Annotated in this window: 22 protein-coding genes; 10 read left to right on the top strand and 12 right to left on the bottom strand. The window is 54.1% G+C overall.

What is annotated here, in order from left to right:
• The 8 genes from gloA to FRIGORI9N_RS02340 form a co-directional block, all read right to left on the bottom strand.
• A complete protein-coding gene (gloA, locus tag FRIGORI9N_RS02305) occupies positions 1-393 on the bottom strand; it encodes a lactoylglutathione lyase (RefSeq protein ID WP_159568290.1) in 393 nt (130 codons plus the stop codon).
• On the bottom strand, positions 390-1,145 hold the full coding sequence (locus FRIGORI9N_RS02310; protein WP_159568291.1) for a M48 family metallopeptidase: 756 nt from the start codon (positions 1,143-1,145) through the stop codon (positions 390-392). The genes gloA and FRIGORI9N_RS02310 overlap by 4 nt, the downstream gene beginning before the upstream one ends.
• Positions 1,146-1,148: 3 nt before the next feature.
• The gene (locus FRIGORI9N_RS02315) at positions 1,149-1,916 is read right to left on the bottom strand and encodes a 1-acyl-sn-glycerol-3-phosphate acyltransferase (protein ID WP_236550779.1); all 768 of its coding nucleotides are present in this window, start codon (positions 1,914-1,916) and stop codon (positions 1,149-1,151) included.
• A gap of 26 nt (positions 1,917-1,942) precedes the next feature.
• Positions 1,943-2,506 (bottom strand): D-glycero-beta-D-manno-heptose 1,7-bisphosphate 7-phosphatase, encoded by a 564-nt coding sequence (gene gmhB, locus FRIGORI9N_RS02320; protein ID WP_159568292.1) that lies wholly within the window; start codon positions 2,504-2,506, stop codon positions 1,943-1,945.
• A 28-nt stretch (positions 2,507-2,534) separates the two neighbouring features.
• The gene (glyS, locus tag FRIGORI9N_RS02325) at positions 2,535-4,619 is read right to left on the bottom strand and encodes a glycine--tRNA ligase subunit beta (RefSeq protein WP_159568293.1); all 2,085 of its coding nucleotides are present in this window, start codon (positions 4,617-4,619) and stop codon (positions 2,535-2,537) included.
• A gap of 14 nt (positions 4,620-4,633) precedes the next feature.
• Complete coding sequence (gene glyQ / locus FRIGORI9N_RS02330) at positions 4,634-5,560, bottom strand: glycine--tRNA ligase subunit alpha (protein WP_159568294.1); 927 nt, start codon at positions 5,558-5,560, stop codon at positions 4,634-4,636.
• Between the two features lie 78 nt (positions 5,561-5,638).
• A complete protein-coding gene (locus FRIGORI9N_RS02335) occupies positions 5,639-7,141 on the bottom strand; it encodes an NAD-dependent succinate-semialdehyde dehydrogenase (protein ID WP_201301394.1) in 1,503 nt (500 codons plus the stop codon).
• 14 nt (positions 7,142-7,155) lie between these two features.
• Positions 7,156-7,932, bottom strand: coding sequence for a 16S rRNA (uracil(1498)-N(3))-methyltransferase (locus FRIGORI9N_RS02340; RefSeq protein ID WP_159568295.1), 777 nt, complete (start codon positions 7,930-7,932; stop codon positions 7,156-7,158).
• 137 nt (positions 7,933-8,069) lie between these two features.
• Between FRIGORI9N_RS02340 and tkt the strand changes: the two genes are divergently transcribed.
• The 3 genes from tkt to FRIGORI9N_RS02355 all read left to right on the top strand — a co-directional run bounded on the left by tkt (position 8,070) and on the right by FRIGORI9N_RS02355 (position 13,376).
• Positions 8,070-10,070, top strand: a complete 2,001-nt coding sequence (gene tkt, locus FRIGORI9N_RS02345) for a transketolase (protein ID WP_236550780.1) — start codon at positions 8,070-8,072, stop codon at positions 10,068-10,070.
• A 38-nt stretch (positions 10,071-10,108) separates the two neighbouring features.
• Complete coding sequence (gene gap, locus FRIGORI9N_RS02350) at positions 10,109-11,119, top strand: type I glyceraldehyde-3-phosphate dehydrogenase (protein WP_159568297.1); 1,011 nt, start codon at positions 10,109-10,111, stop codon at positions 11,117-11,119.
• A 262-nt stretch (positions 11,120-11,381) separates the two neighbouring features.
• Positions 11,382-13,376, top strand: coding sequence for a S8 family peptidase (locus FRIGORI9N_RS02355; protein ID WP_159568298.1), 1,995 nt, complete (start codon positions 11,382-11,384; stop codon positions 13,374-13,376).
• Here the strand turns inward: FRIGORI9N_RS02355 and FRIGORI9N_RS02360 are convergent.
• Positions 13,330-13,872 (bottom strand): rhomboid family intramembrane serine protease, encoded by a 543-nt coding sequence (locus tag FRIGORI9N_RS02360; protein WP_159568299.1) that lies wholly within the window; start codon positions 13,870-13,872, stop codon positions 13,330-13,332. The two genes, FRIGORI9N_RS02355 and FRIGORI9N_RS02360, sit on opposite strands and share 47 nt — an antisense overlap.
• A 101-nt stretch (positions 13,873-13,973) precedes the next feature.
• On the opposite strand from FRIGORI9N_RS02360, the gene FRIGORI9N_RS02365 reads away from it, so the two are divergent.
• The 7 genes from FRIGORI9N_RS02365 to FRIGORI9N_RS02395 all read left to right on the top strand — a co-directional run bounded on the left by FRIGORI9N_RS02365 (position 13,974) and on the right by FRIGORI9N_RS02395 (position 21,455).
• Positions 13,974-15,155 (top strand): phosphoglycerate kinase, encoded by a 1,182-nt coding sequence (locus tag FRIGORI9N_RS02365; RefSeq protein WP_159568300.1) that lies wholly within the window; start codon positions 13,974-13,976, stop codon positions 15,153-15,155.
• The gene (gene pyk / locus FRIGORI9N_RS02370; RefSeq protein WP_159568301.1) at positions 15,155-16,633 is read left to right on the top strand and encodes a pyruvate kinase; all 1,479 of its coding nucleotides are present in this window, start codon (positions 15,155-15,157) and stop codon (positions 16,631-16,633) included. Before FRIGORI9N_RS02365 ends, pyk begins: the two co-directional genes overlap by 1 nt.
• Before the next feature lie 39 nt (positions 16,634-16,672).
• Complete coding sequence (gene fba / locus FRIGORI9N_RS02375; protein ID WP_159568302.1) at positions 16,673-17,737, top strand: class II fructose-bisphosphate aldolase; 1,065 nt, start codon at positions 16,673-16,675, stop codon at positions 17,735-17,737.
• Positions 17,738-17,822: 85 nt separating this feature from the next.
• Positions 17,823-18,719, top strand: coding sequence for a phosphoribosylaminoimidazolesuccinocarboxamide synthase (locus FRIGORI9N_RS02380; RefSeq protein WP_159568303.1), 897 nt, complete (start codon positions 17,823-17,825; stop codon positions 18,717-18,719).
• A 4-nt stretch (positions 18,720-18,723) separates the two neighbouring features.
• Positions 18,724-19,245 (top strand): 5-(carboxyamino)imidazole ribonucleotide mutase, encoded by a 522-nt coding sequence (gene purE / locus FRIGORI9N_RS02385; RefSeq protein WP_159568304.1) that lies wholly within the window; start codon positions 18,724-18,726, stop codon positions 19,243-19,245.
• A 16-nt stretch (positions 19,246-19,261) separates the two neighbouring features.
• Positions 19,262-20,437 (top strand): 5-(carboxyamino)imidazole ribonucleotide synthase, encoded by a 1,176-nt coding sequence (locus tag FRIGORI9N_RS02390; protein WP_159568305.1) that lies wholly within the window; start codon positions 19,262-19,264, stop codon positions 20,435-20,437.
• Positions 20,424-21,455 (top strand): L-threonylcarbamoyladenylate synthase, encoded by a 1,032-nt coding sequence (locus FRIGORI9N_RS02395; protein ID WP_159568306.1) that lies wholly within the window; start codon positions 20,424-20,426, stop codon positions 21,453-21,455. Before FRIGORI9N_RS02390 ends, FRIGORI9N_RS02395 begins: the two co-directional genes overlap by 14 nt.
• Before the next feature lie 15 nt (positions 21,456-21,470).
• Here FRIGORI9N_RS02395 and panD read toward each other — a convergent pair whose 3' ends face one another.
• From panD to panB, 3 genes are read right to left on the bottom strand one after another with little or no spacing between them, the layout of a single operon-like run.
• Positions 21,471-21,851: an aspartate 1-decarboxylase gene (panD, locus tag FRIGORI9N_RS02400; protein WP_008251515.1), complete on the bottom strand. Its 381-nt coding sequence runs from the start codon at positions 21,849-21,851 to the stop codon at positions 21,471-21,473.
• Positions 21,851-22,702: a pantoate--beta-alanine ligase gene (gene panC / locus FRIGORI9N_RS02405; RefSeq protein ID WP_159568307.1), complete on the bottom strand. Its 852-nt coding sequence runs from the start codon at positions 22,700-22,702 to the stop codon at positions 21,851-21,853. Before panC ends, panD begins: the two co-directional genes overlap by 1 nt.
• Before the next feature lie 7 nt (positions 22,703-22,709).
• Positions 22,710-23,540 (bottom strand): 3-methyl-2-oxobutanoate hydroxymethyltransferase, encoded by an 831-nt coding sequence (gene panB, locus FRIGORI9N_RS02410; RefSeq protein WP_159568308.1) that lies wholly within the window; start codon positions 23,538-23,540, stop codon positions 22,710-22,712.
• Positions 23,541-23,555: the final 15 nt, after the last annotated feature.

Here is a 23,555-nt window from a genome sequence, read left to right on the forward strand (position 1 = left end):
TCAATGTGATTGCGATATTTGTATTAATTCAATTTTGTAGCCATCAGGGTCTTCAACAAACGCAATGACAGTACTCCCACCTTTCACTGGTCCGGCGGGGCGCGTCACTGTTCCGCCAGCTGAGGTAATTCGCTCGCATTGTGTGTAAGCGTTGTTGACTGCGATTGCAATGTGGCCGTACGCAGTGCCCAAATCGTAGCTATCCACACCGTGGTTGTAGGTCAATTCAAGGACAGCGCCGTCTTGTTCGTTGCCATAGCCAACAAAAGCCAAGGAATAACCTTGATCGGGTCGTTCGGTGGTCCTGATCAGGTTCATGCCCATGACCTGCGTGTAGAAATTTATGGAGCGTTGAAGGTCGCCAACGCGCAGCATGGTGTGAAGAATTCTCATAATACGGGTACCTCGGCAGGGTTCATTCTGGACAGCGCTTTGTGGGGTGTTTGGTAATCGGGCATCAGGCTTTCAACCACAGCCCAAAAGCGCGCGCTGTGATTCATTTCAACAAGGTGAGCCAGTTCGTGTGCGATCACATATTCGATCAGTTGCGGCGGGTAATGCACCAGGCGCCAATTCAGGCGCACTTCGCGTTTGCTGTTGCAACTCCCCCAGCGTGAACTTGGGCTACTCAAATGAATTGAGAAATGAGGCAAACGCTGCGCCGCTGCCTGGCGTTCAAACAGTTTGGTGGCCATGTGCGTGAACACTTCTTTGGCATGCGATTTCAATAGTTTTTCAATGGCCTTGTCACGCTGCACGCTATTTTCGCAAGCGGGCAGGGCAATGCTTTTTGTCCAGGGATTCAGCATGGGTTTGCTGCGTGCTGGCAAGGTTTCAATTTGGTAGGGCTCGCCTCGAATCGGAATCGGTTTACTTTCATCGAGCAAGCTTGACAAGGAGATTGTCTGTTTGCTTCGCGTTTCCCATTGTCTTAGGCGTTTTTCGATCCACGTAGATTTGGAGGCGATGATGCTTTGGAGTTCGGTGATGGAAAGCCGAAGGGGGGCCGAAATTTGCAGGCCATGATCGCCGATTAGAAAGCCGACCGATTTGCGTTTACTGCGTTTCAGAATATAGCTGCACAAACCCCACGGCAGTTCAATGCTGCGAACTTCAGTGGGGCTGGGTGCTGCTGTTAATCGCATGGTTTATTGGTCGCCTTTACCCACCAGTGGTGTTTCAGCGCTGGTGTAGCGGTGTGGGCTGATTTTGTGCATTTCGTTTTCAATCCATTCTTCGACCACGTCCATCAGGCTTTGGGCATCATGCCCTTCAGGTGAAATGGGCGGGCCAAATCGCAAGGTCACTGTGCCGGCCTTCTTGAAAAATCCTTTGCGCTTCCAGTATTCGCCAGCATCGTGCGCTACTGGCACCACTGGTGTACCTGTTGCAACTGCAAGGCGCGTACCGCCGGTTTTATAGCGGCGTTTGTAACCCACAGGAACGCGTGTACCTTCAGGGAAAAACATCATCCAGGCGCCTTCTTTCATGCGTTGCCCGGCCATGGTTTTGACCTGCTCAAAAGCTTCAACGCCATTTTTCCGATCAATAGGCACCATGCGCAATACCCACAAGGCCCAGCCAAAAAAGGGCACGTATTGAAGTTCTTTTTTGTAAACCAGGCAAAGTTGGCGTGGCAACAGGCGTGCGGGGATGCCAAAAGTTTCCCAGGCCGACTGGTGTTTGGCCAGAATGATTGCGCCGGTATTGGGCAGGTGTTCCATGCCCTCTACTTTGTATTGAATGTTGCACAGCAGGCGCAACATTTCAATGTTCAAGGCATTCCACCAACAGGCAAACACATAGCGGTTGCGAATTGAGATAAATGGTGAAACCAGCAGCAGCAAGGTCGCATGAATGGGCGTGTACACCACCACGTAGACGAAAAACAGGATAGAACCAATGACGGATCTCACCACAGGCCTCCGAAAAGTTTTAGTTGTTATCGATTGTTTGCGAAAGGATCGTCAGGCACCAAGTGCTCGGCGACAGCTGTCAGATTGTCGAACACCAAGGTGCCTTTGGGCAATTCTTCTTTGCTTTTTTCCAGGGTTTTTTTTCCTTTGCCTGTTTTTACCAAGAATGTGCTGCAGCCCTGGCTGCTACCTGCTTGCAGGTCGCGTAGCGAGTCGCCCACGCAAGGCACACCTTCAAGATTAAAACCAGTGCGTGCCTGAATTTCCTGAAACAGCCCGGGTTTGGGTTTGCGGCAGTTGCATTTGTCGTCTGGGCCATGCGGGCAGAAGAATATGCCCTCGATATGGCCGCCTGCCTGGCCTGCGAGATCATGCATTTTTTTGTGCATGGCCGACAGGGTTTCAAGATCGAACATGCCGCGCGAAATACCACTTTGGTTGGTGGCTACCACCACCCGATAACCGCCGCGGTTCAACCGTGCGATGGCTTCCATGCTGCCTTGAATGGGGATCCACTCATCCACTGATTTGATGTATTCATCCGAGTCTTCGTTGATGACGCCATCCCGATCCAGCACGATGAGTTTCATGGGCTTGTCCTTGCTCAGTGTTCAGGTCTTAAGCGGCCAATTGTGAAATGTCGGCCACGCGGTTCATCAAACCATGCATGTGTTTCAACAAGGCGAGGCGGTTGTTTTTTAGTGCTTCATTGTTGTCCATCACCATCACGTTTTCAAAGAAGGCGTCTACATTGGCCTTCAAGGGCGCGAGAACCAGCAGTGCCTGTTGATAGTCCCCTTGCTCGAATGCCTTGGTGGCGTTTGGTTCCACTTCTTTGACTTGTGCGGCCAGTGCTTTTTCGGCATCGACTTGCAACAGGGTTGCGTCCACCTTGGAAGAAGTGACTTCTGTCTTCTTCAAAATATTGGTGATTCGCTTGTTGGCGGCTGCCAATGCTTGCGATTCCGGTAGTTGCGAGAAAGCACGCACAGCTTCCAGGCGTTTGGGCAAGTCGGCAAACTGGCTTGGATTCTGGCTAAGCACTGACTCAACCTCGGCGGTGGAGTAGCCCTGGTCTTTCAGGTAGCCACGCAGTCGGTCTTGAATAAAGCCGGCAATGCCTTCCACGCTTTGTTTGAAGTCGGGAAATTCTGTGAACAGGCTGCTGGCCTTGTTCAGTGCATCAATTAAATCCAGTTTCAGATTTTTTTCGATCACCATTCGAATCACGCCCAAGGCGTGGCGACGTAATGCAAAGGGGTCTTTGTCCCCAGTGGGGATTAAGCCGATGCTGTAAATGCCCACGAGGGTTTCCAGTTTGTCGGCCAGCGCAGCAGCCACACCCACCGGGTTGCGGGGCAATTGGTCGCCAGCAAAGCGAGGGCTGTAATGGTCAGCAATTGCCTGGGCTACATCGGCGTGTTCGCCATCGTGCCGGGCGTAATGTTCGCCCATATTGCCTTGCAGTTCGGGGAACTCGCCAACCATGTCGGTCAGCAGGTCGGCTTTGCACAGCAGTGCTGCGCGCTTGGCTTGCTCCACATTGGCGCCGCACACTGGGGCAAGCGCTGCAGCCAGTTCAACCAGGCGGCCATTGCGGTCTTTCTGTGTACCCAGCTTGTTGTGGTACACCACGTTGGCCAAGCCGGGCAAGCGGCTTTCCAGTGATTTTTTACGATCTTGATCGAAGAAGAATTTCGCGTCGGCCAAACGTGCGCGCAACACGCGTTCGTTGCCTGTTGTGATCAGTTCGGGGGTGTGCGTCAGCAGGTTTGAAACCAGCAAGAAGCGGTTTTTCATCTTGCCATTCTGGTCGGTAATGGCAAAGTACTTCTGGTTGGCCTGCATGGTCAGAATCAAACACTCTTGCGGCACTTCCAGAAATTCTTTTTCGAAACCGGCTTCGTACACCACGGGCCATTCAACCAGCGCACACACCTCGTTGACCAAGTCTTCGGGCTGCACCACTTTGTCGCCTGCAGCTTGATCATTCAGGGCTTTTTCAATGGCGGCTTTGCGTTTCTCGAAACTGGCCATTACTTTGCCTTCGGTTTCAAGTTGCGCTTCATAGCTGTCGGCGCTGGCAATGTTCACCACGCCGCTGCTCAGGAAACGGTGACCCAAGGTGATGCGGTCGCTTTCCAAACCCAGCACTTGCGCGGGCACTACGTGGTTGCCATGCAGGCAAATCAAGCGGTGGGCAGGGCGCACAAAATGCACGGTGCTGCCATCGGGGCGCTGGTAACTCATTACTTTTGGAATGGGCAGCTTGGTGGTGGCAGCTTCCAGCGCTTTGTTCAGCGATTCATCAAGTGCCTTGCCCGCTTGCGTGCGTGAAATGTGCAATACATCTTGCTTGCCGTCATTGATGGTTTCCAGTTGATCCACACTGATCGCACCCATTCCCAGGGAATCCAGTTTTTTCTGCAAGGGTGGCGTGGGTTGGCCGTTCGCATCCAGGCCAATTTTCGCGGGCAGCAAACGTTCCTGAATTTTTTTCTCGGGGCTGATTGCGGCCACGTTGGTAATGCGGCAGGCCAAACGGCGTGGACTGGCAAAGCCCTCGATCACGCTGGAATCAGAAAGATGGCCTTCATCGCGCAGGGTTTTGCTGAGCAATTCAGAGAATGCGTTGCCCAGTGTTTGCAGTGCTTTGGGTGGGAGCTCTTCGGTAAACAGCTCAACCAGTAGTGTTGAATTCATGGGTCTCACGTGTTTTAGGCGGCTTGTGTATTGGGGGTATCGCACATTGGGAAACCCAGCTTTTCGCGTGAATCAAAGTAGGCTTGCGCCACGGCACGCGACAAATTGCGGATTCGGCCAATGTAGGTTGCGCGCTCGGTCACTGAAATGGCACCGCGTGCGTCCAGCAAGTTGAAGGTGTGCGCGGCTTTCAGAATCATCTCGTAGGCGGGCAGGGCAAGGCCGACTTCAATCAGGTGCTTTGCTTCCGCCTCGTATTCGCCGAAGTGGCGAAACAGCATGTCGGCATTGCTGTGCTCGAAGTTGTAGGTGGATTGTTCCACTTCGTTTTGATGAAACACATCGCCGTAGGTCAGTGTTTTCATCACGCCTTTTTCTTCGCGTTCAGTCCACACCAGGTCGTACACGTTTTCCTTGCCTTGCAGGTACATGGTCAGGCGTTCAATGCCATAGGTGATTTCGCCCAGAATTGGCGCGCAATCCAGACCGCCAACCTGCTGGAAATAGGTGAACTGGGTCACTTCCATGCCGTTGAGCCACACTTCCCAGCCCAGACCCCAGGCACCCAACGTTGGGTTTTCCCAGTTGTCTTCAACGAAACGAATGTCGTTTTGCTTGGTGTCGATACCCAGTGCTTCCAGGCTACCCAGGTACAAATCAATGATGTTTTCGGGCGAAGGCTTTAGCACCACCTGGAACTGATAGTAGTGCTGCATGCGATTTGGGTTTTCGCCGTAACGGCCGTCTTTGGGCCGGCGCGATGGCTGCACATAGGCTGCATTCCAGGGCTCGGGGCCCAATGCGCGCAAAAATGTGGCGGTGTGGCTGGTGCCTGCGCCCACTTCCATGTCGAAAGGTTGCAGTAAGGCACAACCTTGGTGGTCCCAATAGTTTTGCAGGGTCAGAATGGCCTGTTGAAACGTCAGCGGTTTCTTGTGCATGTGCGCCGGTGTCCTTCGTGATTCAATTTTTTGTACGTCGATTGCCCCGTATTGTAATGGTTACCGGGGCTTTCGAACTCAGAGCGTGCCAATGCACAGGTACTTCATTTCCAGGAATTCTTCAATGCCCCACACAGAGCCTTCTCGCCCCAAGCCCGATTGCTTCACGCCGCCAAAAGGCCCTACTTCATTGGAGAATACGCCCACATTAATGCCTACCATGCCGTACTCGAGCGCTCGACCCACCCGGAAGGTGCGCGCAGAGTTCTCGGTGTAGAAGTAGGCGGCCAGGCCGTAGGGCGTGTTGTTGGCGTAGTTGATCGCCTGCTCTTCGGTGTCGAATGGGAAAATTGCTGCCAGTGGGCCAAAGGTTTCTTCTTGCGCCACCAGCATGCGGTGGTCTGCATTGTCGATCAAGGTTGGCTCGAAAAAGCGCCCCCCCAAGGTGTGCGGTTTGCCGCCGTGCAGCAATTTTGCGCCTTTTGCAAGCGCGTCATCCACATGTTTTTGAACTTTGGCAATCGCTTGGTCGTCGATCATGGGGCCAATACTGGCTTTGGTCTTCAGGCCATCGCCCACTTCCAGCTTGGCCACCTTGGCGTGCAGTTTTTCTGCAAAAGCCTGTTGCACGCTGCGTTGAACATAAATGCGGTTGGTGCACACGCAGGTTTGGCCCGCATTGCGGAATTTAGACGCGATCAAGCCATCGACAGCTTTGTCCAGATCTGCGTCTTCGAACACGATGAATGGCGCGTGGCCACCCAGTTCAAGGCTGAGTTTTTTGATGGTTGGGGCGCACTGTTGCATCAGGATTCGGCCCACCTCGGTGCTGCCCGTGAAGGTGAGTTTTCGAACCACATCGCTTTCGCAGAGTACCTTGCCAATTTCCACGGAACGGTCCGCATCGCCGGTGATCACATTGAGAACCCCGGCGGGAATTCCTGCTTGACGCGACAGTTCAGCCAAGGCCAGCGCGCTGAGCGGGGTTTGCTCGGCAGGTTTGATCACCACTGTACAGCCTGCAGCCAGTGCAGGGGCTACTTTGCGGGTGATCATGGCGATCGGAAAATTCCAGGGCGTAATGGCTGCGCACACGCCAATGCCTTGCTTCAACACCAGCAACTCCCGGCCCAATTGTGGCGATTCCAGCACACTGCCTTCAATTCGTTTGGCCTGTTCGGCAAACCATTCCACAAAGCTTGCGCCGTAAATTACCTCGCCTTTGGCTTCTGAAAGCGGTTTGCCTTGCTCCAGTGTCATGAGAAAGGCCAGGTCATCGGCATTGTCGATAATCAGGTCAAACCACTTGCGCATCATTTGCGCACGGCTTTTGGCCGTGGTGTTGCGCCAGCTGGCCAAGGCCTTTTCAGCACACAAAATGGCATCGTGGGCTAGGGCAATCGATGTGTTTCCAACCTGCGCGATGGTTTCACCCGTTGAGGGATTGTCCACCGGAAAGTCTTTTTCACATTCATGGAAACTGCCATACACAAAGGGATTGGTTTGCAACAAGCTCGGGTTCTTGAATTGGAACTGCTTGCTCACTTGATTGCTTGCCTCATTGCTCACGTTACTGCTCATGTCCGTCTCTCTGGTTAGTCTGATTCAAGGTTCAGCAAGGCTGTCAGCTGTGCCGTGCAAGCCACTGCAAATGTTTCGGTTCGCAACACGCGTCGCGAAAAATTCAGGGGTAGGGCACCAAGCTGCCTTGCCGTATTGGTTTCCTCTGGTGACCAGCCGCCCTCTGGTCCCACACAAACAATAAGAGGCTCACCAGTTTTGGCATCGAGACACCAGTTTTTCAACGATTCCTCGGCCTGTGGCGTAAACCAAAGCACTTGCGCGTTGGGCCAGCTTTGCGCAGCGTATTCCAAGGCTGCGGAAAGTGACCTGACAGGTTCAACGAAGGGCAGTTGTTCCCGTTCGCTTTGCAGGCTAGCCGCCAAAACAACCCTTTCCCAGTGGGCTTGCCTTTTGGCAGCCCGCTCACCTTCCAGTTTAACCACGCTGCGCTGGGCCTGAACCGGTTGAAAGCCAGCTACGCCCAATTCTGTGCATTTTTCAAGCACCCAATCCATTTTGTCGCCTTCTGGCAGCGCTTGAAGTACATGGACTTGTCGGTTCAATTCGGTATTGCGCACTGCCAGTTTTTCGCCCACATGGATTTGCGCCAGTTTTTTGGATACATAGTGAACTGTGGCGTTGTACTCACAACCTTTTCCGTTCCACACCCGCAGCGCTTCGCCTTCGCGCAGGCGCAAAACTCTGGACGCGTAATGCATCAAGTCGTCAGACAGATCAAGCACTTGGCCCACGCTGTTGCAGTGTTCTAGCAGGAAGCGAGGTAGACGCTTGCCTTGGTCGTGTTTCATGTTTTCCCGTCTTTATTCAATGGTTTGTCCGCAAGGGCGCGCTTTATTGGGATAGCTTTGATAAAATTCATTTTTTTCCAACTTTGCCACAGGCATAACCCTCAATCCCCATACCTATGTCCTCACCGTCAAAGAACATGGCCAACGCGATTCGCGCGCTCGCCATGGATGCAGTTCAAGCCGCCAAATCCGGCCACCCTGGCATGCCTATGGGCATGGCCGAAATCGCCGTTGCCCTTTGGGCTCGCCACTTGAAGCACAACCCGCAGAATCCCCTTTGGGCCGATCGCGATCGCTTCGTTTTGTCCAACGGCCATGGATCCATGCTGCTATACGCGTTGCTGCACTTGACCGGTTACGACCTGCCGATCGAGGAATTGAAGAATTTCCGCCAGTTGCATTCTAAAACACCGGGCCACCCCGAAGTGGACATTACCCCCGGTATTGAAACCACCACGGGTCCCTTGGGGCAGGGTATTGCCAATGCAGTGGGTTTTGCGTTGGCTGAGAAACTGCTGGCTGCTGAGTTCAACGAAGCCGGCTTCCCGGTGGTGGATCACAACACCTATGTGTTCTTGGGCGACGGTTGCCTGATGGAAGGCATTTCCCACGAAGCCTGCTCGTTGGCGGGTACCTTGGGCTTGTCCAAGCTCATCGTGATGTACGACGACAACGGCATTTCGATTGACGGTGAAGTTGAACACTGGTTTGCCGACAACACACCCAAGCGCTTCGAGGCCTATGGCTGGAACGTGATTCCCAACGTGAATGGTCACGATGTAGACGCGGTGGATGCCGCCATTGCCCAGGCCAAACAAAACGCTGCGCTGGACAAAGGCCCCACCCTGATTTGCTGCAAAACCAATATTGGCGAAGGTTCGCCCAATTTGGCCGGCACCGACAAAGTACACGGCGCACCGCTGGGTGACGCTGAAATTGCCGCCACCCGCGCCGCCATTGGCTGGGAACATGCTCCCTTCGAGATTCCTGCCGAGGTGTACAACGCTTGGGATGCTCAGGTAGAGGGTGCTGCACGCCAATCAGCCTGGGACAAGTTGTTCGATGCCTACAGCGCAAAATTCCCGGCCAAGGCTGCTGAATTCAAGCGCCGCATGGCCGGTGATTTGCCTGATCAGTTTGAACAAACCGCCGCACGCCTGCTGGCTGAAGTGGCTGCCAAGGGTGAAACCATTGCCACCCGCAAAGCCAGCCAGAACGCGATTACTTTACTGGCTGCCGAATTGCCCGAATTGCTGGGCGGCTCTGCCGACCTGACTGGTTCAAACCTGACCAACTGGGCCAAGTGCGTGGCTGTGCGCCGAAACGCTGAAGGTTTTACTGCGGGTAACCACATTAACTGGGGTGTGCGTGAGTTTGGTATGAGCGCAGCCTTGAACGGTGTGGCCCTGCACGGTGGTTACATTCCTTTTGGTGCAACCTTCCTGACTTTCTCTGATTACAGCCGCAATGCGTTGCGTATGGCTGCCCTGATGAAGAAGCGCAATATTTTCGTGTTCACCCACGATTCGATTGGCTTGGGTGAAGACGGCCCAACCCATCAACCCGTGGAGCACGCTGCCACTTTGCGTTTGCTGCCCAATATGGACGTGTGGCGCCCGGCCGATTCAGTTGAATCGATGGCTGCATGGAACAGTGCAGTGATGCGCCAAGACGGTCCTAGTTCATTGCTGTTCAGCCGCCAAAACCTGCCTTTCCTGGCCCGTTCCGAGTCTGTATTGAACTCCATCTCCAAGGGTGGTTATGTGTTGGCCGAGGCAGTAAACGCCAAGGTCACCCTGATTGCCACCGGTTCAGAAATTGAAATTGCGATGAACACGCAAAAAGCACTGACCGAGAAAGGCATAGCTGCCCGTGTGGTTTCAATGCCATCAACCAATGTGTTTGATCGCCAGTCCGCGGCCTACAAGGCCGAAGTGCTGGGTACAGCCCCGATCGCCGTGATTGAAGCCGGTATGACCGATGGTTGGTACAAGTACATTGCGCAGGCTGGCGTGAAGGGCACTGTGCTGGGCATGAGCACCTTCGGTGAGTCTGCCCCGGCGGGTGCCTTGTTCAAGCACTTTGGGTTGACCACCGAGAAATTCACCGAGGCCGCATTGGCCTTGGTCACAGCTTAAAAAACGCAATAATTGATTTACTTTCAAGGAGATTTGTCATGACCATTCGCGTAGCGATTAACGGCTATGGCCGCATCGGCCGAAATGTACTGCGTGCCCACTATGAAGGTGGCAAAAAACACGACATCCAAATCGTGGCGATTAACGATTTGGGCGATCCCAAAACCAACGCCCACCTGACCCAGTACGACACCGCCCATGGCCGTTTCCCCGGCACCGTGAGCGTAGATGGCGATTACATGGTTGTGAATGGCGACAAAATCAAGGTGCTGGCCAACCGCAACCCGGCCGAACTGCCTTGGGGCGAGTTGGGTGTGGATGTTGTGCTGGAATGCACCGGCTTTTTCACATCCAAAGAAAAAGCATCGGCCCACCTGAAAGGTGGTGCCAAGAAAGTAATTATTTCCGCACCTGGCGGCAAAGACGTGGATGCCACAGTTGTATTTGGCGTAAACCACAGTGTCTTGAAGAGCACCGACACGGTGATCTCCAATGCGTCTTGCACCACCAACTGTTTGGCCCCACTGGTCAAGCCTTTGAATGATGTGATTGGTTTGGAAACAGGTTTGATGACCACCATCCACGCCTACACCAATGACCAGGTGTTGACTGACGTGTACCACGAAGACCTGCGCCGCGCCCGTTCCGCCACCATGAGCATGATCCCCACCAAAACAGGTGCGGCTGCTGCGGTTGGTTTGGTGTTGTCAGAATTGAATGGCAAGCTCGACGGCTACGCGATTCGCGTGCCCACCATCAACGTGTCGATGGTTGATTTGTCGTTCATCGCCAAGCGTGAAACCACGGTTGATGAAGTGAACAGCATTTTGAAAGCTGCTGCCGAAGGCCCATTGAAAGGTGTGCTGGAGTACAACGAGGCGCCATTGGTGTCGATTGACTTTAACCACAACCCAGCTTCCAGTTCGTTCGATGCCACACTGACCAAGGTGAGTGGCAAGCTGGTCAAGGTATCCAGCTGGTACGACAACGAGTGGGGTTTCTCCAATCGCATGTTGGACACCACTGTTGCACTGATGAACGCCAAGTAATTCCATACGCGCTTCATGCAAAAAAACCGGGCCTCGAGCCCGGTTTTTTTTATGTCACCGAATTCCTCAGACCCCCCTCCCTTTTGTGGGTGTCCCTACCCCTATTGGTTATGCGCAAAGCCTTGTTTTATGCCGTTAAAGCGGTATTCGTCGGGTCTTGGCGAGGTGGCTGAGAAGTAGGCTCCGTTCTGCTTTCTTTTCAATAAATTGATTGCGCACCTCGCTGGGTAACCTGAACCCATTGTGATAAGCGAGTACTGCCATGCTGACCTTCCGTTCCAAGAAGCAAAAATTGACGCCACTGCGTGTGCTGGTGACTACCGTTTTGCTGATGCTCTGGATTCTTCTGGTCGCGCCAGCCCATGCTCAGGGCGGTGCAGGGCAGTTCATCATCAAATTGAAGAACTCGGTTGAGTTAAGCAGCACACCTTCCGTGCGCCGATTGGAAAGGGAGGGTGAGTTCCTTGCCGATGTGATGGCCAGAAACAATATCGATGCAAGCTGGTTACGTGCAGGTTCGGTGGGAACGCATGTGATGCGTTGGGGTGGCAGCGTACGTGCAGGTGATCAGCAAGCCATGTTGAATCGCCTGGCCAGCGACCCCGAAGTTGAGTTTGTCATCGAAGACCGCGCAGTCAGGGCTTTCGCGACACCCAACGATCCCAGCTTTTTGAATCAGTGGGCACTACGCTCTACCTTTAACACAGCGGGCGCAAAATTTGATCAAGCCTGGGATGTGGTTCGTGGCAGCGCCGACGTGGTGGTGGCCGTTTTGGACACCGGCGTGGTGTTCGAAACCCCGGATTTGAAGGGTCGACTGCTCAGCGGCTACGATTTTGTATCGGATGTGCCCACTGCCAATGACGGCAATGGTCGTGATGCCAATGCGGCAGATCCTGGTAATTGGGTCAGCAGTGCTGATACCCAAACATCTGCATTTTCGGGTTGTAGTGTAAAAAATTCGAGTTGGCATGGCACCTTCGTTGCTGGCCAAATTGCGGCAAATACCCACAGTGATTCGGATGTGGCTGGCGCTGACTGGAACGTGAAGGTGTTGCCGGTTCGTGTGCTTGGTAAATGCGGCGGTTTGCTGTCCGATGTGCTGGATGCCATGCTGTGGTCAGCCGGTCTGGACGTGCCCGGCATACCCCGTAACCCCAACCCTGCCGATGTGATCAACCTGAGTTTGGGTAGTCCCACCACATGCAGTTCATTTGAGCAAACAGTGGTCGACCGCGTGAATGCAGCGGGTACCTTGGTGGTGGCCGCAGCGGGCAACAGCGGCGGTTCGGTTGATTCCCCAGCCAATTGCAACAATGTGTTGTCAGTTGGGGCCCTTGATCGCGACGGCAGCCGTGCCAGCTACAGTGCAATAGGTTCTGCGATCAGCTTGATGGCCCCCGGTGGTTTCAGCAACGGTTTGGTTGGTTTGGGTAACTCAGGCACCACTACACCCACTTCAGCCAGCTTGGTGAGCAAAACAGGTACTTCGTTTGCCGCGCCCCTGGTGGCGGCAACGGCAGGTCTGATGCGTGCAATCAACCCTGCACTGACTCCGGCCCAAATCCGCAGTCAAATTCTGGCCAACACCGCAAGCTTCTTGAGTCCTAGAAGCAGCACCTGCACAGTCAATCAGGGTTCAGGCAGTTGCAATTGCACCACCGCAGTGTGTGGAGCAGGAATGTTGGACACATTTGGTGCGGTCACTTCAGCCAAGGGCACACGCCCCGTGGCCAATGCCTCAGCCTCTGCCAATGGCCTGAGCACCAGTGGGTATCAGGAAAGCGCCACTGGTTTGAATCCAGTTCGTTTGCGTGGTTCCGCAAGCAGTGTTACAGCGGGTCGCAGCATTGCTTCTTATGCATGGACGCAGGTTTCGGGTGAGCAGTTAATGAGCGGCACGCAAACGACCGCCGATGTTGATTTACCCGCGGCAACGTCGAGTTCTGATTTGGTCTTTCAACTTACCGTGACTGACTCGGTTGGTGAATCGCACAGCAGCTTTACAGCGCTGCGCGTGGTCGCCAGCGGGGACGATGGCAGCTCGCCTTCCTCGGTGGCCAGCGCCAGCTCGGGCGGCACGACAACACCCACCACTGACAACAGTTCAGGCTCAAGTTCGTCGGTTTCAGCAGTTGACGGCGGTGGCGGGGGCGGGGGTTCCACCACCTTGCCCGGTTTGTTGTTAATGTCACTGCTGATGTGGGTGTTCAGGGCACTTGCTTCGACTTCATCCAAACCGATTGCCCAATCATAAACAGTCCGAGCAATGTACCCCCCAGGGCGCCGCCCCTGTGTGCCTCAAACGCAATTGGCCCGCCCACCAGTGAATCGGTGGTGGGGCCTGAATTCCACTCCAGTATCAATTTGATCATCAACCCCGCGCCAAGCACCCACAGTGGCCAGCTTTGCCGAAGCGTGTTTGGGCTCCTGTGCAGCGCAAGTAACAGGCATGCGGTGAATTGAAAATGCAAAGCACCACTTAAGCCGCAATACCAATCGATCGGCTCGACCTGTGCCAAATAAAATGCAACCCACACCACGGACAAAAGCTGCATCCACAGCCATTCACCCTGGCTGCGCAGGCTTGAAAAGCCCCATGTGACGATAGCCAAACCGGCGAGGTTCAAGCCCAGGTGTACCCAGCCCAGGTGCGTAAACTGCGCCAACAATGCATAAATGAAGAATGAGTCAATTAAATCAAGCCCTTGCTGCGCAAAGTCAGGTGCAAAAAGTTGTCCTGAAATTGCCAATATTCCAATCGCAAAGGAGTATGCAACACTGAGGAAAAGTGGGCTGGGGGCGTTATAATTCCGGATTGTTTCCAATAACCTTCCTTGAGAGTTGAACAGCAATGTTGCGTTTCCTGCGCCTGACCGACCAAAACGTATCCAACAAACGCGTGTTGATCCGCGTCGATTTTAACGTGCCAGTGGATGCAAATGGCAACATCACGGAAGACACCCGTATTCGTGCGTCCTTGCCCGGCATTGAATACTGCCTGAACAACAACGCAGCCCTGTTGTTGACCAGCCACTTTGGTCGCCCCACCGAAGGTGAGTACGATGAAAAGCTAAGCCTTGCCCAAGTGGCTGTCCGCCTGGGCGAGTTGCTGGGTCGCCCTGTGCGATTGGTTAAAGATTGGGTCAATGGCGTGGACGTGAAAGCGGGCGAAGTGTTGCTGCTCGAAAATTGCCGATTCAACAAAGGCGAGAAGAAGAACAACGCCGAACTGGCCCAGAAGATCGCAGCCCTTTGCGATATTTACGTGAATGATGCCTTTGGCACCGCCCACCGCGCGGAAGCCACCACACATGGCGCAGCACAATACGCCCCTGTGGCCTGTGCAGGCCCCTTGTTGGCTGCCGAGCTAGATGCACTGGGTGCTGCACTTTCTGCGCCCAAGCGCCCCATGGTGGCCATTGTGGCCGGTTCAAAGGTGTCGACCAAGTTGACAATTCTGAACAGCCTGGCCAATAAAGTAGATCAGCTGATTGTGGGCGGCGGCATTGCCAACACGTTCATGGCTGCTTTGGGTTTGCCCATTGGCAAATCACTGGCGGAGCATGATTTGGTGAGTGAGGCGAAAACCATCATCGACAACATGAAAGCCCGGGGTGCCGCTGTGCCCATTCCAACCGATGTGGTGGTGGGCAAAGAGTTCTCTCCAACAGCCTACGCTACGACCAAGAAAGTGGGCGATGTGGCAGCCGATGACATGATCTTCGACATTGGCCCCAACACAGCCGAGGAACTGGCCGCCATTCTTGACAAAGCAGGCACCATTGTATGGAACGGCCCGGTGGGTGTGTTCGAGTTTGATCAATTTGGCAAAGGTACAGAGCGCTTGGCCATGGCAATTGCAAAATCAAATGCATTTTCAATTGCGGGCGGTGGCGATACACTGGCCGCCATTTCCAAGTACAACATTGGTGATCAGGTCAGTTATATTTCCACCGGTGGTGGCGCATTCCTTGAATTTCTGGAAGGTAAAACTTTACCGGCCGTGGAAATTCTTCAACAGAGAGCGGCTTGATGGCTAACTCAGGGAGCAAATTAGTGCCTAACGTGTATGTACCCCGTCAAACCAAAATCGTGGCTACTTTGGGGCCTGCATCCACCGACCCCGCTGTACTTGAGCGAATGATTGCTGCAGGCATGAATGTGGTGCGAGTCAATTTCTCGCATGGCACCGCCCAAGAGCACATTGACCGGGTTAAAACCGTGCGTGAAATCGCGGCCCGTTTGAAGCGGGACATCGCTGTGATGGCCGATTTGCAAGGTCCAAAAATTCGCATTGGTGTGTTTGCCAATGGGTCAGCCACCTTGGTCAATGGTCAACCCTTCGTGCTCGAAGCCAAATGTGATTCCGGAAATGATGAGCGCGTGGGCCTGGATTATCCCGAGTTGGTGAATGACGTAAAAGCTGGCGACACACTGCTGCTAGACGATGGCAAAATCGTGCTGAAGGTCAAGAAGGTCACGCCCACCCAGATCCTCTGCGAAACGGAAGTGGGTGGAGTGCTTAAAAACCGCAAAGGCATTAACAAGCTGGGCGGTGGTTTGTCTGCTCCCGCGCTAACTTCAAAAGACATGGAAGACATTCGCACTGCGGTGTCTTTCGAGGCGGACTACATTGCCGTCAGTTTTCCGAAAAGTGGTGCCGACATGTACATGGCCCGTGAATTGACGCGCGCGGCTGGTGGACATGCCATGATGATCGCAAAAATTGAGCGCTGTGAGGCGCTTGAGAACCTCGATGATCTGATTCGTTCTTGCGACGGCTTGATGGTAGCCCGTGGTGATTTGGCAGTTGAAATTGGCGATGCAGCGGTACCAGCCGCGCAAAAGCGCCTTATCCGCGCCGCTCGCGAGGCCAACAAACTGACTATCACGGCAACACAAATGATGGAGAGCATGATAGAAAGCCCTGTGCCTACCCGTGCTGAAGTGTCGGATGTGGCCAATGCTGTACTTGATGGTACCGATGCGGTCATGTTGTCTGCTGAAACCGCAGCGGGCAAGTTCCCGGTAGAAACAATTGTGGCCATGGCTCGCGTGTGTGTCGAGGCTGAGAAATCAGCCACCATTAGCCTGGATGCGGATTTTCTGAATCGCAAGTTCAAACGTGTGGATCAATCGATCGCCATGGCGGCCTTGTTCACAGCGCACCACCTGGAGGTGAAAGCAATTGCCGCGTTGACCCAGTCAGGGTCAACAGCATTGTGGATGTCGCGTTTGAACAGTGGCGTGCCAATTTTTGCACTCACACCAGAGGAAAAAACCCGCCGTCGCCTGTCCATGTACCGCGATGTGCGCACTGTCATGATGCAGTACGAAACTGAGGACCGTGAAGTGTTGCTGGCGAAATCAGAACAGGCTTTGCTGGACGCCAAAGTGGTTGAGTTGGGTGATCTGATTGTGATCACCATTGGTGAGCCAATTGGTAAATCGGGTGGAACCAACACCATGAAAATTGTTCGCGTGGGCGAACACATTGGCTTACTGAATTAACCACTTATTTGACTAATTTTATTTTTCGGAGACTTTGAAATGCCTCTCGTATCCATGCGCCAATTGCTGGACCATGCCGCTGAAAATGGCTATGGCATCCCTGCGTTCAACGTGAACAACCTGGAACAGGTTCAAGCCGTGATGGCCGCTGCTGATGAAGTGGGCGCACCCGTAATTCTTCAAGCCAGCGCCGGTGCCCGCAAGTACGCAGGCGAACCATTTATCAAACACCTGATTCAAGCCGCGGTTGAAGCATTCCCGCACATTCCCCTGGTGATGCACCAAGACCACGGCACCAGCCCCAAAGTGTGCCAAGGCGCAATCGACCTTGGCTTTGGCTCGGTGATGATGGACGGTTCCCTGATGGACGATGGTAAAACGCCCGCGTCCTTCGACTACAACCTTGAGGTGACTCGCAAAGTAGTCGAGATGGCCCACAAGGTTGGTGTAACCGTAGAAGGCGAACTGGGTTGCCTGGGCAACCTTGAAACTGGCGAGGCAGGTGAAGAAGACGGCATTGGCGCCGATGTGAAATTGGACCACAGCCAAATGTTGACTGACCCCGAAGAGGCAGCCGTATTTGTGAAAGGCACACAGCTGGACGCCTTGGCCATTGCCATTGGTACCAGCCACGGCGCTTACAAGTTCAGCCGCAAACCCACTGGCGACATTTTGGCTATTTCACGTGTGAAAGAAATTCACGCGCGCATTCCAAATACCCATTTGGTTATGCACGGTTCGTCCTCTGTGCCCGCGGAGCTGTTGGCGATCATCAACCAGTATGGCGGCAAAATGAAAGAAACCTACGGCGTACCCGTAGAGGAAATTCAGGAAGCCATCAAGTATGGTGTGCGTAAAATCAACATCGACACGGATATTCGCCTGGCCATGACAGGTGCTGTGCGCAAATTTTTGTTTGAGAACCCCGACAAGTTTGATGCTCGCGAGTGGCTCAAGCCCGCGCGCGAAGCGGCCAAGCAAATTTGTAAACAGCGTTACATGGAGTTTGGCTGTGAGGGGCAGGGTGCGAAAATCAAGCCGATCCCCATGAGCGAAATTGCCCAGAAATATGCCAAGGGTGAACTGGCCCAAATCGTTCAGTAATCGATTGCCAACCCGTTTGGAAGCTCACGCGGGCTGTGCCCCGCGTGTTTTATTTTTAAAGCCTGAATCCCTAGAGGCCATTTGAATGAGTACTGTGTTTGAAACCAAGCTGACTTCCCTGCCTTTGCTGCACCGTGGCAAAGTTCGGGAAAATTTTTCTGTTGGCGACGACAAAATGTTGATTGTGGCCAGCGACCGCCTGTCTGCATTCGACGTCATTCTGGATCAACCCATACCCGAGAAAGGCATGGTGCTGACTCAGATGGCCCAGTTCTGGTTCGATATTCTGGCCGATGTGGTACCGAATCACCTCACTGGTATTTCCCCTGAAACGGTGGTGTCCGTTGAAGAAGCGCCACAAATCAAAGGCCGCTCGATGGTGGTCAAGAAGCTGAAGGCCCTGCCCATTGAAGCAGTGGTGCGCGGTTATCTGATTGGTTCAGGCTGGAAAGACTATCAGGCCACAGGTGCAGTGTGCGGCATTAAATTGCCCTCTGGCATGCAAATGGCAGCCAAGCTGGATGAACCCATTTTTACACCGGCCACCAAAGCCGCCATGGGTGAACACGACGAAAACATTGATTTCGACACCATGAGCGATGTGGTGGGTCGTGATCTTGCCAAGCAAATCCGCGATGTCTCCATTGCCTTGTACACCAAGGCCAGTGACTACGCAGCCCGCCAGGGCATTATCATTGCCGACACCAAGTTTGAATTTGGGCTGGATGAAAACGGCGCCCTGACCTTGATGGACGAAGTGCTCACCGCAGATTCCTCTCGTTTTTGGCCAGCCGATCAATACCAAGTGGGTATTTCCCCACCTTCTTATGACAAGCAGTTTGTTCGCGACTACCTGGAAAGCGTACCAGGCTGGAACAAAAAGGCACCAGCGCCTACACTGCCACAAGACATCATCGACAAAACAGCGGCCAAATACCGTCAAGCCTATGAAATTTTGACTGGTCGCCTTTGGATTGGATAAGAATATGACAGAAGCCACACACCTGCACACCTCCGACCATCCCAAAGTGGGCGTGGTTATGGGCTCGTCTTCCGATTGGGAAGTCATGAAAAACGCCGTGCAAGTGTTGCGCGACTTTGGCGTGGACTACGAGGCCCGCGTGGTGTCAGCCCACCGCATGCCTGACGAAATGTTTGCTTATGCAGAAACAGCCGCCACCCGCGGCATTCAGGTGATTATTGCCGGTGCAGGCGGTGCCGCCCATCTGCCAGGCATGTTGGCCGCCAAAACCATTGTGCCCGTCATGGGTGTGCCTGTGCCCTCCAAATACCTGCGGGGTGAAGACTCGCTGTTGTCTATTGTGCAAATGCCCAAGGGCATTCCGGTGCACACCTTTGCCATCGGCGAAGCCGGTGCAGCCAATGCCGCCCTGGGTGCAGTGGCCATTTTGGCCTTGACCGACTCTGAACTGAACCAGAAATTGCAGGATTTTCGCGTGAGCCAGTCCAATGTGGCCCGTGAAATGGAATTGCCCCCGTTGCGTTAATTTTTAAGCCAAACACATGAGCAAGATCGAATTCAAAACAGCTAAACCTGGCCAATGGCTAGGCCTGTTGGGCGGCGGCCAATTGGGCCGCATGTTCTGCATGGCGGCTCAAAGTATGGGTTACCGGGTGCTGGTGCTCGACCCTGTGGCCAACGGCCCTGCGGGCTCTGTTGCCGACGACCAGGTGCTGGCCGATTACATGGACGACCAAGGTTTGGCCAAACTTGCGCAGCGTTGCATCGGGGTCACCACGGAATTCGAAAATGTACCTGCTTTGGCGCTCGATACCCTGTCCAAAAGCATTCCGGTCAGCCCATCGGCTTTTTCGGTGGGTGTGGCACAAAACCGCATTGAAGAAAAAGCGTACATCATGGGTTGCGGAGTGCCCGTGGCACCCCATGCAGCCATTCGCAGCATGGCCGACATCACTGATGACCTTTCAGGCTTGCTGCCTGGCATCGTGAAAACAGCTCGTTTGGGCTACGACGGCAAGGGACAAGTCCGCGTGAAAACGCTGGAAGAAGTACGCAAGGCGTTTGCTGATCTCAATGAAGTGGAATGCGTGCTTGAAAAGCGATTGACCTTGCAAAAGGAAATGTCGGTCATTGTGGCGCGTGATCACAAAGGCGAATGCGCCACATTCCCTGTGGCTGAAAACCACCACCGCAAAGGCATTTTGGCCACAACCATTGTGCCAGCCCGCATTGACGACGCCATGGCGGCCCAGGCCCGCGCCAACGCCATTTCAATTGCTGGTGCGCTCGATTATGTGGGTGTGTTGTGCGTTGAGTTTTTTGTGGTTGACGAGTTGGGTTTGGTGGTCAATGAAATTGCCCCACGCCCACACAACAGCGGGCATTACTCCATTGACGCTTGCGTAACCTGCCAGTTCGAGCAGCAGGCTCGTGTGCTTGCAGGTTTGCCCTTGGGCGACACGCGCCAGCACAGCCCTGCGGTCATGGTAAACCTGCTGGGTGACCTTTGGTATGGCGAAGATGGCAGCGTGCGTGAACCCGCTTGGGAAAAAGTGCTGGCCATTCCCGAGGTGAAGCTACACCTGTACGGCAAAGAACAGGCCAGGGTCGGGCGCAAGATGGGCCACATCACGGTGATTGCAGAAACCCTTGACCGTGCCCTGGCGGTTGCCCAAGAGGTGCGTGACATTCTGGGCATTGGCGATGACGACGACTGATTCGGGTGTGCCCCATGTGCATGCTGAATTGTTGGTCGCCAGTGATTCCCACATTCAGCGTTGTGCGCAGGCCCTGAAACAAGGCCTGTTGGTGGCTTTCCCCACAGAAACCGTGTTCGGCCTGGGTGCAGCCGTTAATCAATTGGTAGCGATCGAAGGCATTTTCAAAGCCAAGGGCCGCCCATCAGAACACCCTTTGATTGCGCATGTGGCCCCCGGCGCCGATTTGACCGGCTGGGTGGCTGAAGTCACCCCCACCATGCAAAAGCTGATGGATGCCTTTTGGCCTGGCCCACTTACACTGGTTGTGCCCAAAGGTGCGTGCATGCCCTTGCAGGTCACTGGTGGACAAAGTTCCGTGGGTATTCGTTGTCCGTCACACCCGGTTGCCATTGAATTGTTAAAAGCCACCGGTGTACCGGTGGCTGCGCCCTCGGCCAATCGGTTTGGCAAAGTCAGCCCCACACGTGCAAGCCATGTGCTGGCTGAACTGGGTGATCGAATTCCGCTTATTCTTGATGGCGATGTGCCCGAAGTGGGCATCGAATCTACCATTGTTTCGCTGTTGAACGATCAACCGGCGATTTTGAGACCTGGAGCAATCACCGCCGCCCAAATTGAGGGCGTATTGGGAGTTGCTGTAAAAACCCATGGTCAGGTGTCAAAAACACCGAATGCCAATCCCCGGGTTTCCGGTGCGCTTGAAAAGCACTACAGCCCGGATGCCAAAGTGTGGGTATTGAACGCGAACGAACTGTTTGTTGTACCCGTGCAGCAAAAAACATTGTGCGTGGGTTGGAGCGATGCCTTTCTGGCGCAGGCCGATGCATTGCGAGAAAAGCACGGAAAAGTCGTGGTCGAAGCCTTGAGCTACAACCCATCGGAAGTCGCCAAGGCACTGTATGCCACTTTACGGCAGGCCGACGAATTGGCCTGCAAACAAGTGTTGTTTGAGAAACCAGAAGAGTCTGCAGAGTGGGAAGCGGTCAACGACCGGTTGAAACGCGCTTCCGCTTGAATCGCCCCAAGGGGATTACATTTGCTGTGTTGGAATGTGCCCGCGCTGCTCGGCGATCACATTGTTGTCATCCACAAATACCAGCTTGGGCTGGAATGTTTTGCATTCCTGATCATCCAGGGTGCCGTAGGCTGCAATAATCACCAAGTCGCCTTTCTGCGCGCGGCGGGCTGCAGCCCCGTTCAGCGAAATCATTCCGCTTCCACGTTCGCCCTTGATGGCGTACGTTGAGAAGCGTTCACCATTGTCGATTACATAAATGTCAATGCGCTGGAACTCAATGATGCCGGAGGCCTCCAAGAGATTCTCGTCAATCGCACATGAGCCTTCATAATGAAGTTCGCAGTGGGTCACTTTGGCCCGGTGAATTTTACCGAGCAACATTTCACGGTGCATTACGCAATCTCCAGATTGTCGATCAGACGGGTTTGACCCAGCTTGGCCGCTGCCAAAATGACCAGCGGCGTTTGATCGGACAGGTTTTCATCGGTGGGGCGCTGCAGGTCTGCTTGCCTGCGTACCTCAAAATAATCGGGCTTCCAGCCACGGCTTGCCAGTGTGTCGGCGCATTTGCGCTCCAATTGTACCAACTGGTCCAAATTCGGGCGACCCGATTTTACCTGATTCGAGAGATCATTCAAAAGTTGATACAAAAACGGCGCTTCGGCGCGGTCTTGCTCGTTCAGGTAACGGTTGCGGGACGACATGGCCAGCCCGTCAGGGTCCCGAATGGTCGGCGCAGCGATAATTTCGATGGGCATGGCCAGTTGGGCCACCAAGCGTCGAATAATCATCAGCTGTTGGTAGTCTTTTTTGCCAAATACGGCCACTTTTGGCTGCACGCAATTGAATAGCTTGGTGACTACGGTGCTAACACCTTCAAAAAAACCGGGGCGAAATTCGCCTTCCAGCGTGCCGCCCAAGTCATCGGGTGGCTTCACACGGTAATCCTGTGGTTCGGGGTACAGGTCGCGCTCGGTGGGTGCAAACATCACATACACCTGCTCTTTCTCGAGTTTTTCCGCATCATCTTGCATGGTGCGCGGGTATTTGTCGAAATCTTCATTCGGACCAAACTGCAGGCGGTTCACAAACACACTGGCCACCACGGGGTCACCGTGTTTGGCGGCAATGCGCATCAAGGACATGTGGCCCTCGTGCAAATTGCCCATGGTGGGCACAAAAGCCACCCGGTTCTGGCCGCGCAACTGGTCGCGCAGTTCGGAAATGGAAGATATCTGTCTCATCGAATACTCAGAATGTGTGATCTGCCGTGGGGAAAGTTTTCTCTTTCACAGCAGACACATAGGCCTGCACGGCAGCTTGAATCGAGGGCTGATTATCCATGAAATTGCGCACAAACTTTGGTTTTTTACCCGGAAATACATTCAACATGTCGTGTAGCACCAAAACTTGTCCGTCACAATCAACCCCGGCACCAATGCCAATCGTGGGTACAGTCAGGGTTTTAGAAATGTCGGCGGCCAGCTTGCCTGGGATCAGTTCGAACAGCACCATTTGGGCACCCGCTTCCTGCATGGCTTTGGCATTGGTTTTCAGTATTTTTGCAGCTTTTGCGTCGCGGCCCTGCACGCGATACCCCCCCAATGCACTTACGGATTGTGGGGTCAAACCCAAGTGGGCACACACGGGAATGTCGCGTGTGGTCAGGTACTCCACTGTCGGGGCCAGCCAGGCGGTGCCTTCCAGTTTCACCATGTTCGCGCCTGCTGCCATCAGGCGGGCCGCATTGCGGTAGGCCTGTTCAGGGCTTTCCTGGTAGCTTCCAAAAGGCATGTCTGCCACTACAAATGCATTTTTGTTGCCGGCAGCCACGCAACGGGTGTGGTATTCCATCATGTCCATGGTCACTGGCAGCGTGCTCGGCATACCGGCCAACACCATGCCCAAGGAGTCGCCAATCAGCAAAATATCCACGCCACTGGCATCGAGCACGCTGGCAAAGCAGGCGTCGTAACAGGTCAGCATGGCAATTTTTTCCTGATTCTTCTTCATCTCAAGCAGCGCAGGCAGGGTAACGGCCTTGCGTGCTTGGTTTGTGGCGGCTTGGGGTTGTGCGCTCATGGTGTTTGCTCTCGT

The sequence above is a fragment of the Limnobacter sp. 130 genome, assembly GCF_902506325.1.
Taxonomy (GTDB): Bacteria; Pseudomonadota; Gammaproteobacteria; order Burkholderiales; family Burkholderiaceae_B; genus Limnobacter.

What these genes read in the sequence shown, in the direction of transcription:
- gloA (WP_159568290.1), bottom strand. Translation starts at nt 393, where the DNA reads ATGAGAATTCTTCACACCATGCTGCGCGTTGGCGACCTTCAACGCTCC.
- FRIGORI9N_RS02310 (WP_159568291.1), bottom strand. Translation starts at nt 1,145, where the DNA reads ATGCGATTAACAGCAGCACCCAGCCCCACTGAAGTTCGCAGCATTGAA.
- gmhB (WP_159568292.1), bottom strand. Translation starts at nt 2,506, where the DNA reads ATGAAACTCATCGTGCTGGATCGGGATGGCGTCATCAACGAAGACTCG.
- glyS (WP_159568293.1), bottom strand. Translation starts at nt 4,619, where the DNA reads ATGAATTCAACACTACTGGTTGAGCTGTTTACCGAAGAGCTCCCACCC.
- glyQ (WP_159568294.1), bottom strand. Translation starts at nt 5,560, where the DNA reads ATGCACAAGAAACCGCTGACGTTTCAACAGGCCATTCTGACCCTGCAA.
- FRIGORI9N_RS02335 (WP_201301394.1), bottom strand. Translation starts at nt 7,141, where the DNA reads ATGAGCAGTAACGTGAGCAATGAGGCAAGCAATCAAGTGAGCAAGCAG.
- FRIGORI9N_RS02340 (WP_159568295.1), bottom strand. Translation starts at nt 7,932, where the DNA reads ATGAAACACGACCAAGGCAAGCGTCTACCTCGCTTCCTGCTAGAACAC.
- tkt (WP_236550780.1), top strand. Translation starts at nt 8,070, where the DNA reads ATGGCCAACGCGATTCGCGCGCTCGCCATGGATGCAGTTCAAGCCGCC.
- gap (WP_159568297.1), top strand. Translation starts at nt 10,109, where the DNA reads ATGACCATTCGCGTAGCGATTAACGGCTATGGCCGCATCGGCCGAAAT.
- FRIGORI9N_RS02355 (WP_159568298.1), top strand. Translation starts at nt 11,382, where the DNA reads ATGCTGACCTTCCGTTCCAAGAAGCAAAAATTGACGCCACTGCGTGTG.
- FRIGORI9N_RS02365 (WP_159568300.1), top strand. Translation starts at nt 13,974, where the DNA reads ATGTTGCGTTTCCTGCGCCTGACCGACCAAAACGTATCCAACAAACGC.
- pyk (WP_159568301.1), top strand. Translation starts at nt 15,155, where the DNA reads ATGGCTAACTCAGGGAGCAAATTAGTGCCTAACGTGTATGTACCCCGT.
- fba (WP_159568302.1), top strand. Translation starts at nt 16,673, where the DNA reads ATGCCTCTCGTATCCATGCGCCAATTGCTGGACCATGCCGCTGAAAAT.
- FRIGORI9N_RS02380 (WP_159568303.1), top strand. Translation starts at nt 17,823, where the DNA reads ATGAGTACTGTGTTTGAAACCAAGCTGACTTCCCTGCCTTTGCTGCAC.
- purE (WP_159568304.1), top strand. Translation starts at nt 18,724, where the DNA reads ATGACAGAAGCCACACACCTGCACACCTCCGACCATCCCAAAGTGGGC.
- FRIGORI9N_RS02390 (WP_159568305.1), top strand. Translation starts at nt 19,262, where the DNA reads ATGAGCAAGATCGAATTCAAAACAGCTAAACCTGGCCAATGGCTAGGC.
- FRIGORI9N_RS02395 (WP_159568306.1), top strand. Translation starts at nt 20,424, where the DNA reads ATGACGACGACTGATTCGGGTGTGCCCCATGTGCATGCTGAATTGTTG.
- panD (WP_008251515.1), bottom strand. Translation starts at nt 21,851, where the DNA reads ATGCACCGTGAAATGTTGCTCGGTAAAATTCACCGGGCCAAAGTGACC.
- panC (WP_159568307.1), bottom strand. Translation starts at nt 22,702, where the DNA reads ATGAGACAGATATCTTCCATTTCCGAACTGCGCGACCAGTTGCGCGGC.
- panB (WP_159568308.1), bottom strand. Translation starts at nt 23,540, where the DNA reads ATGAGCGCACAACCCCAAGCCGCCACAAACCAAGCACGCAAGGCCGTT.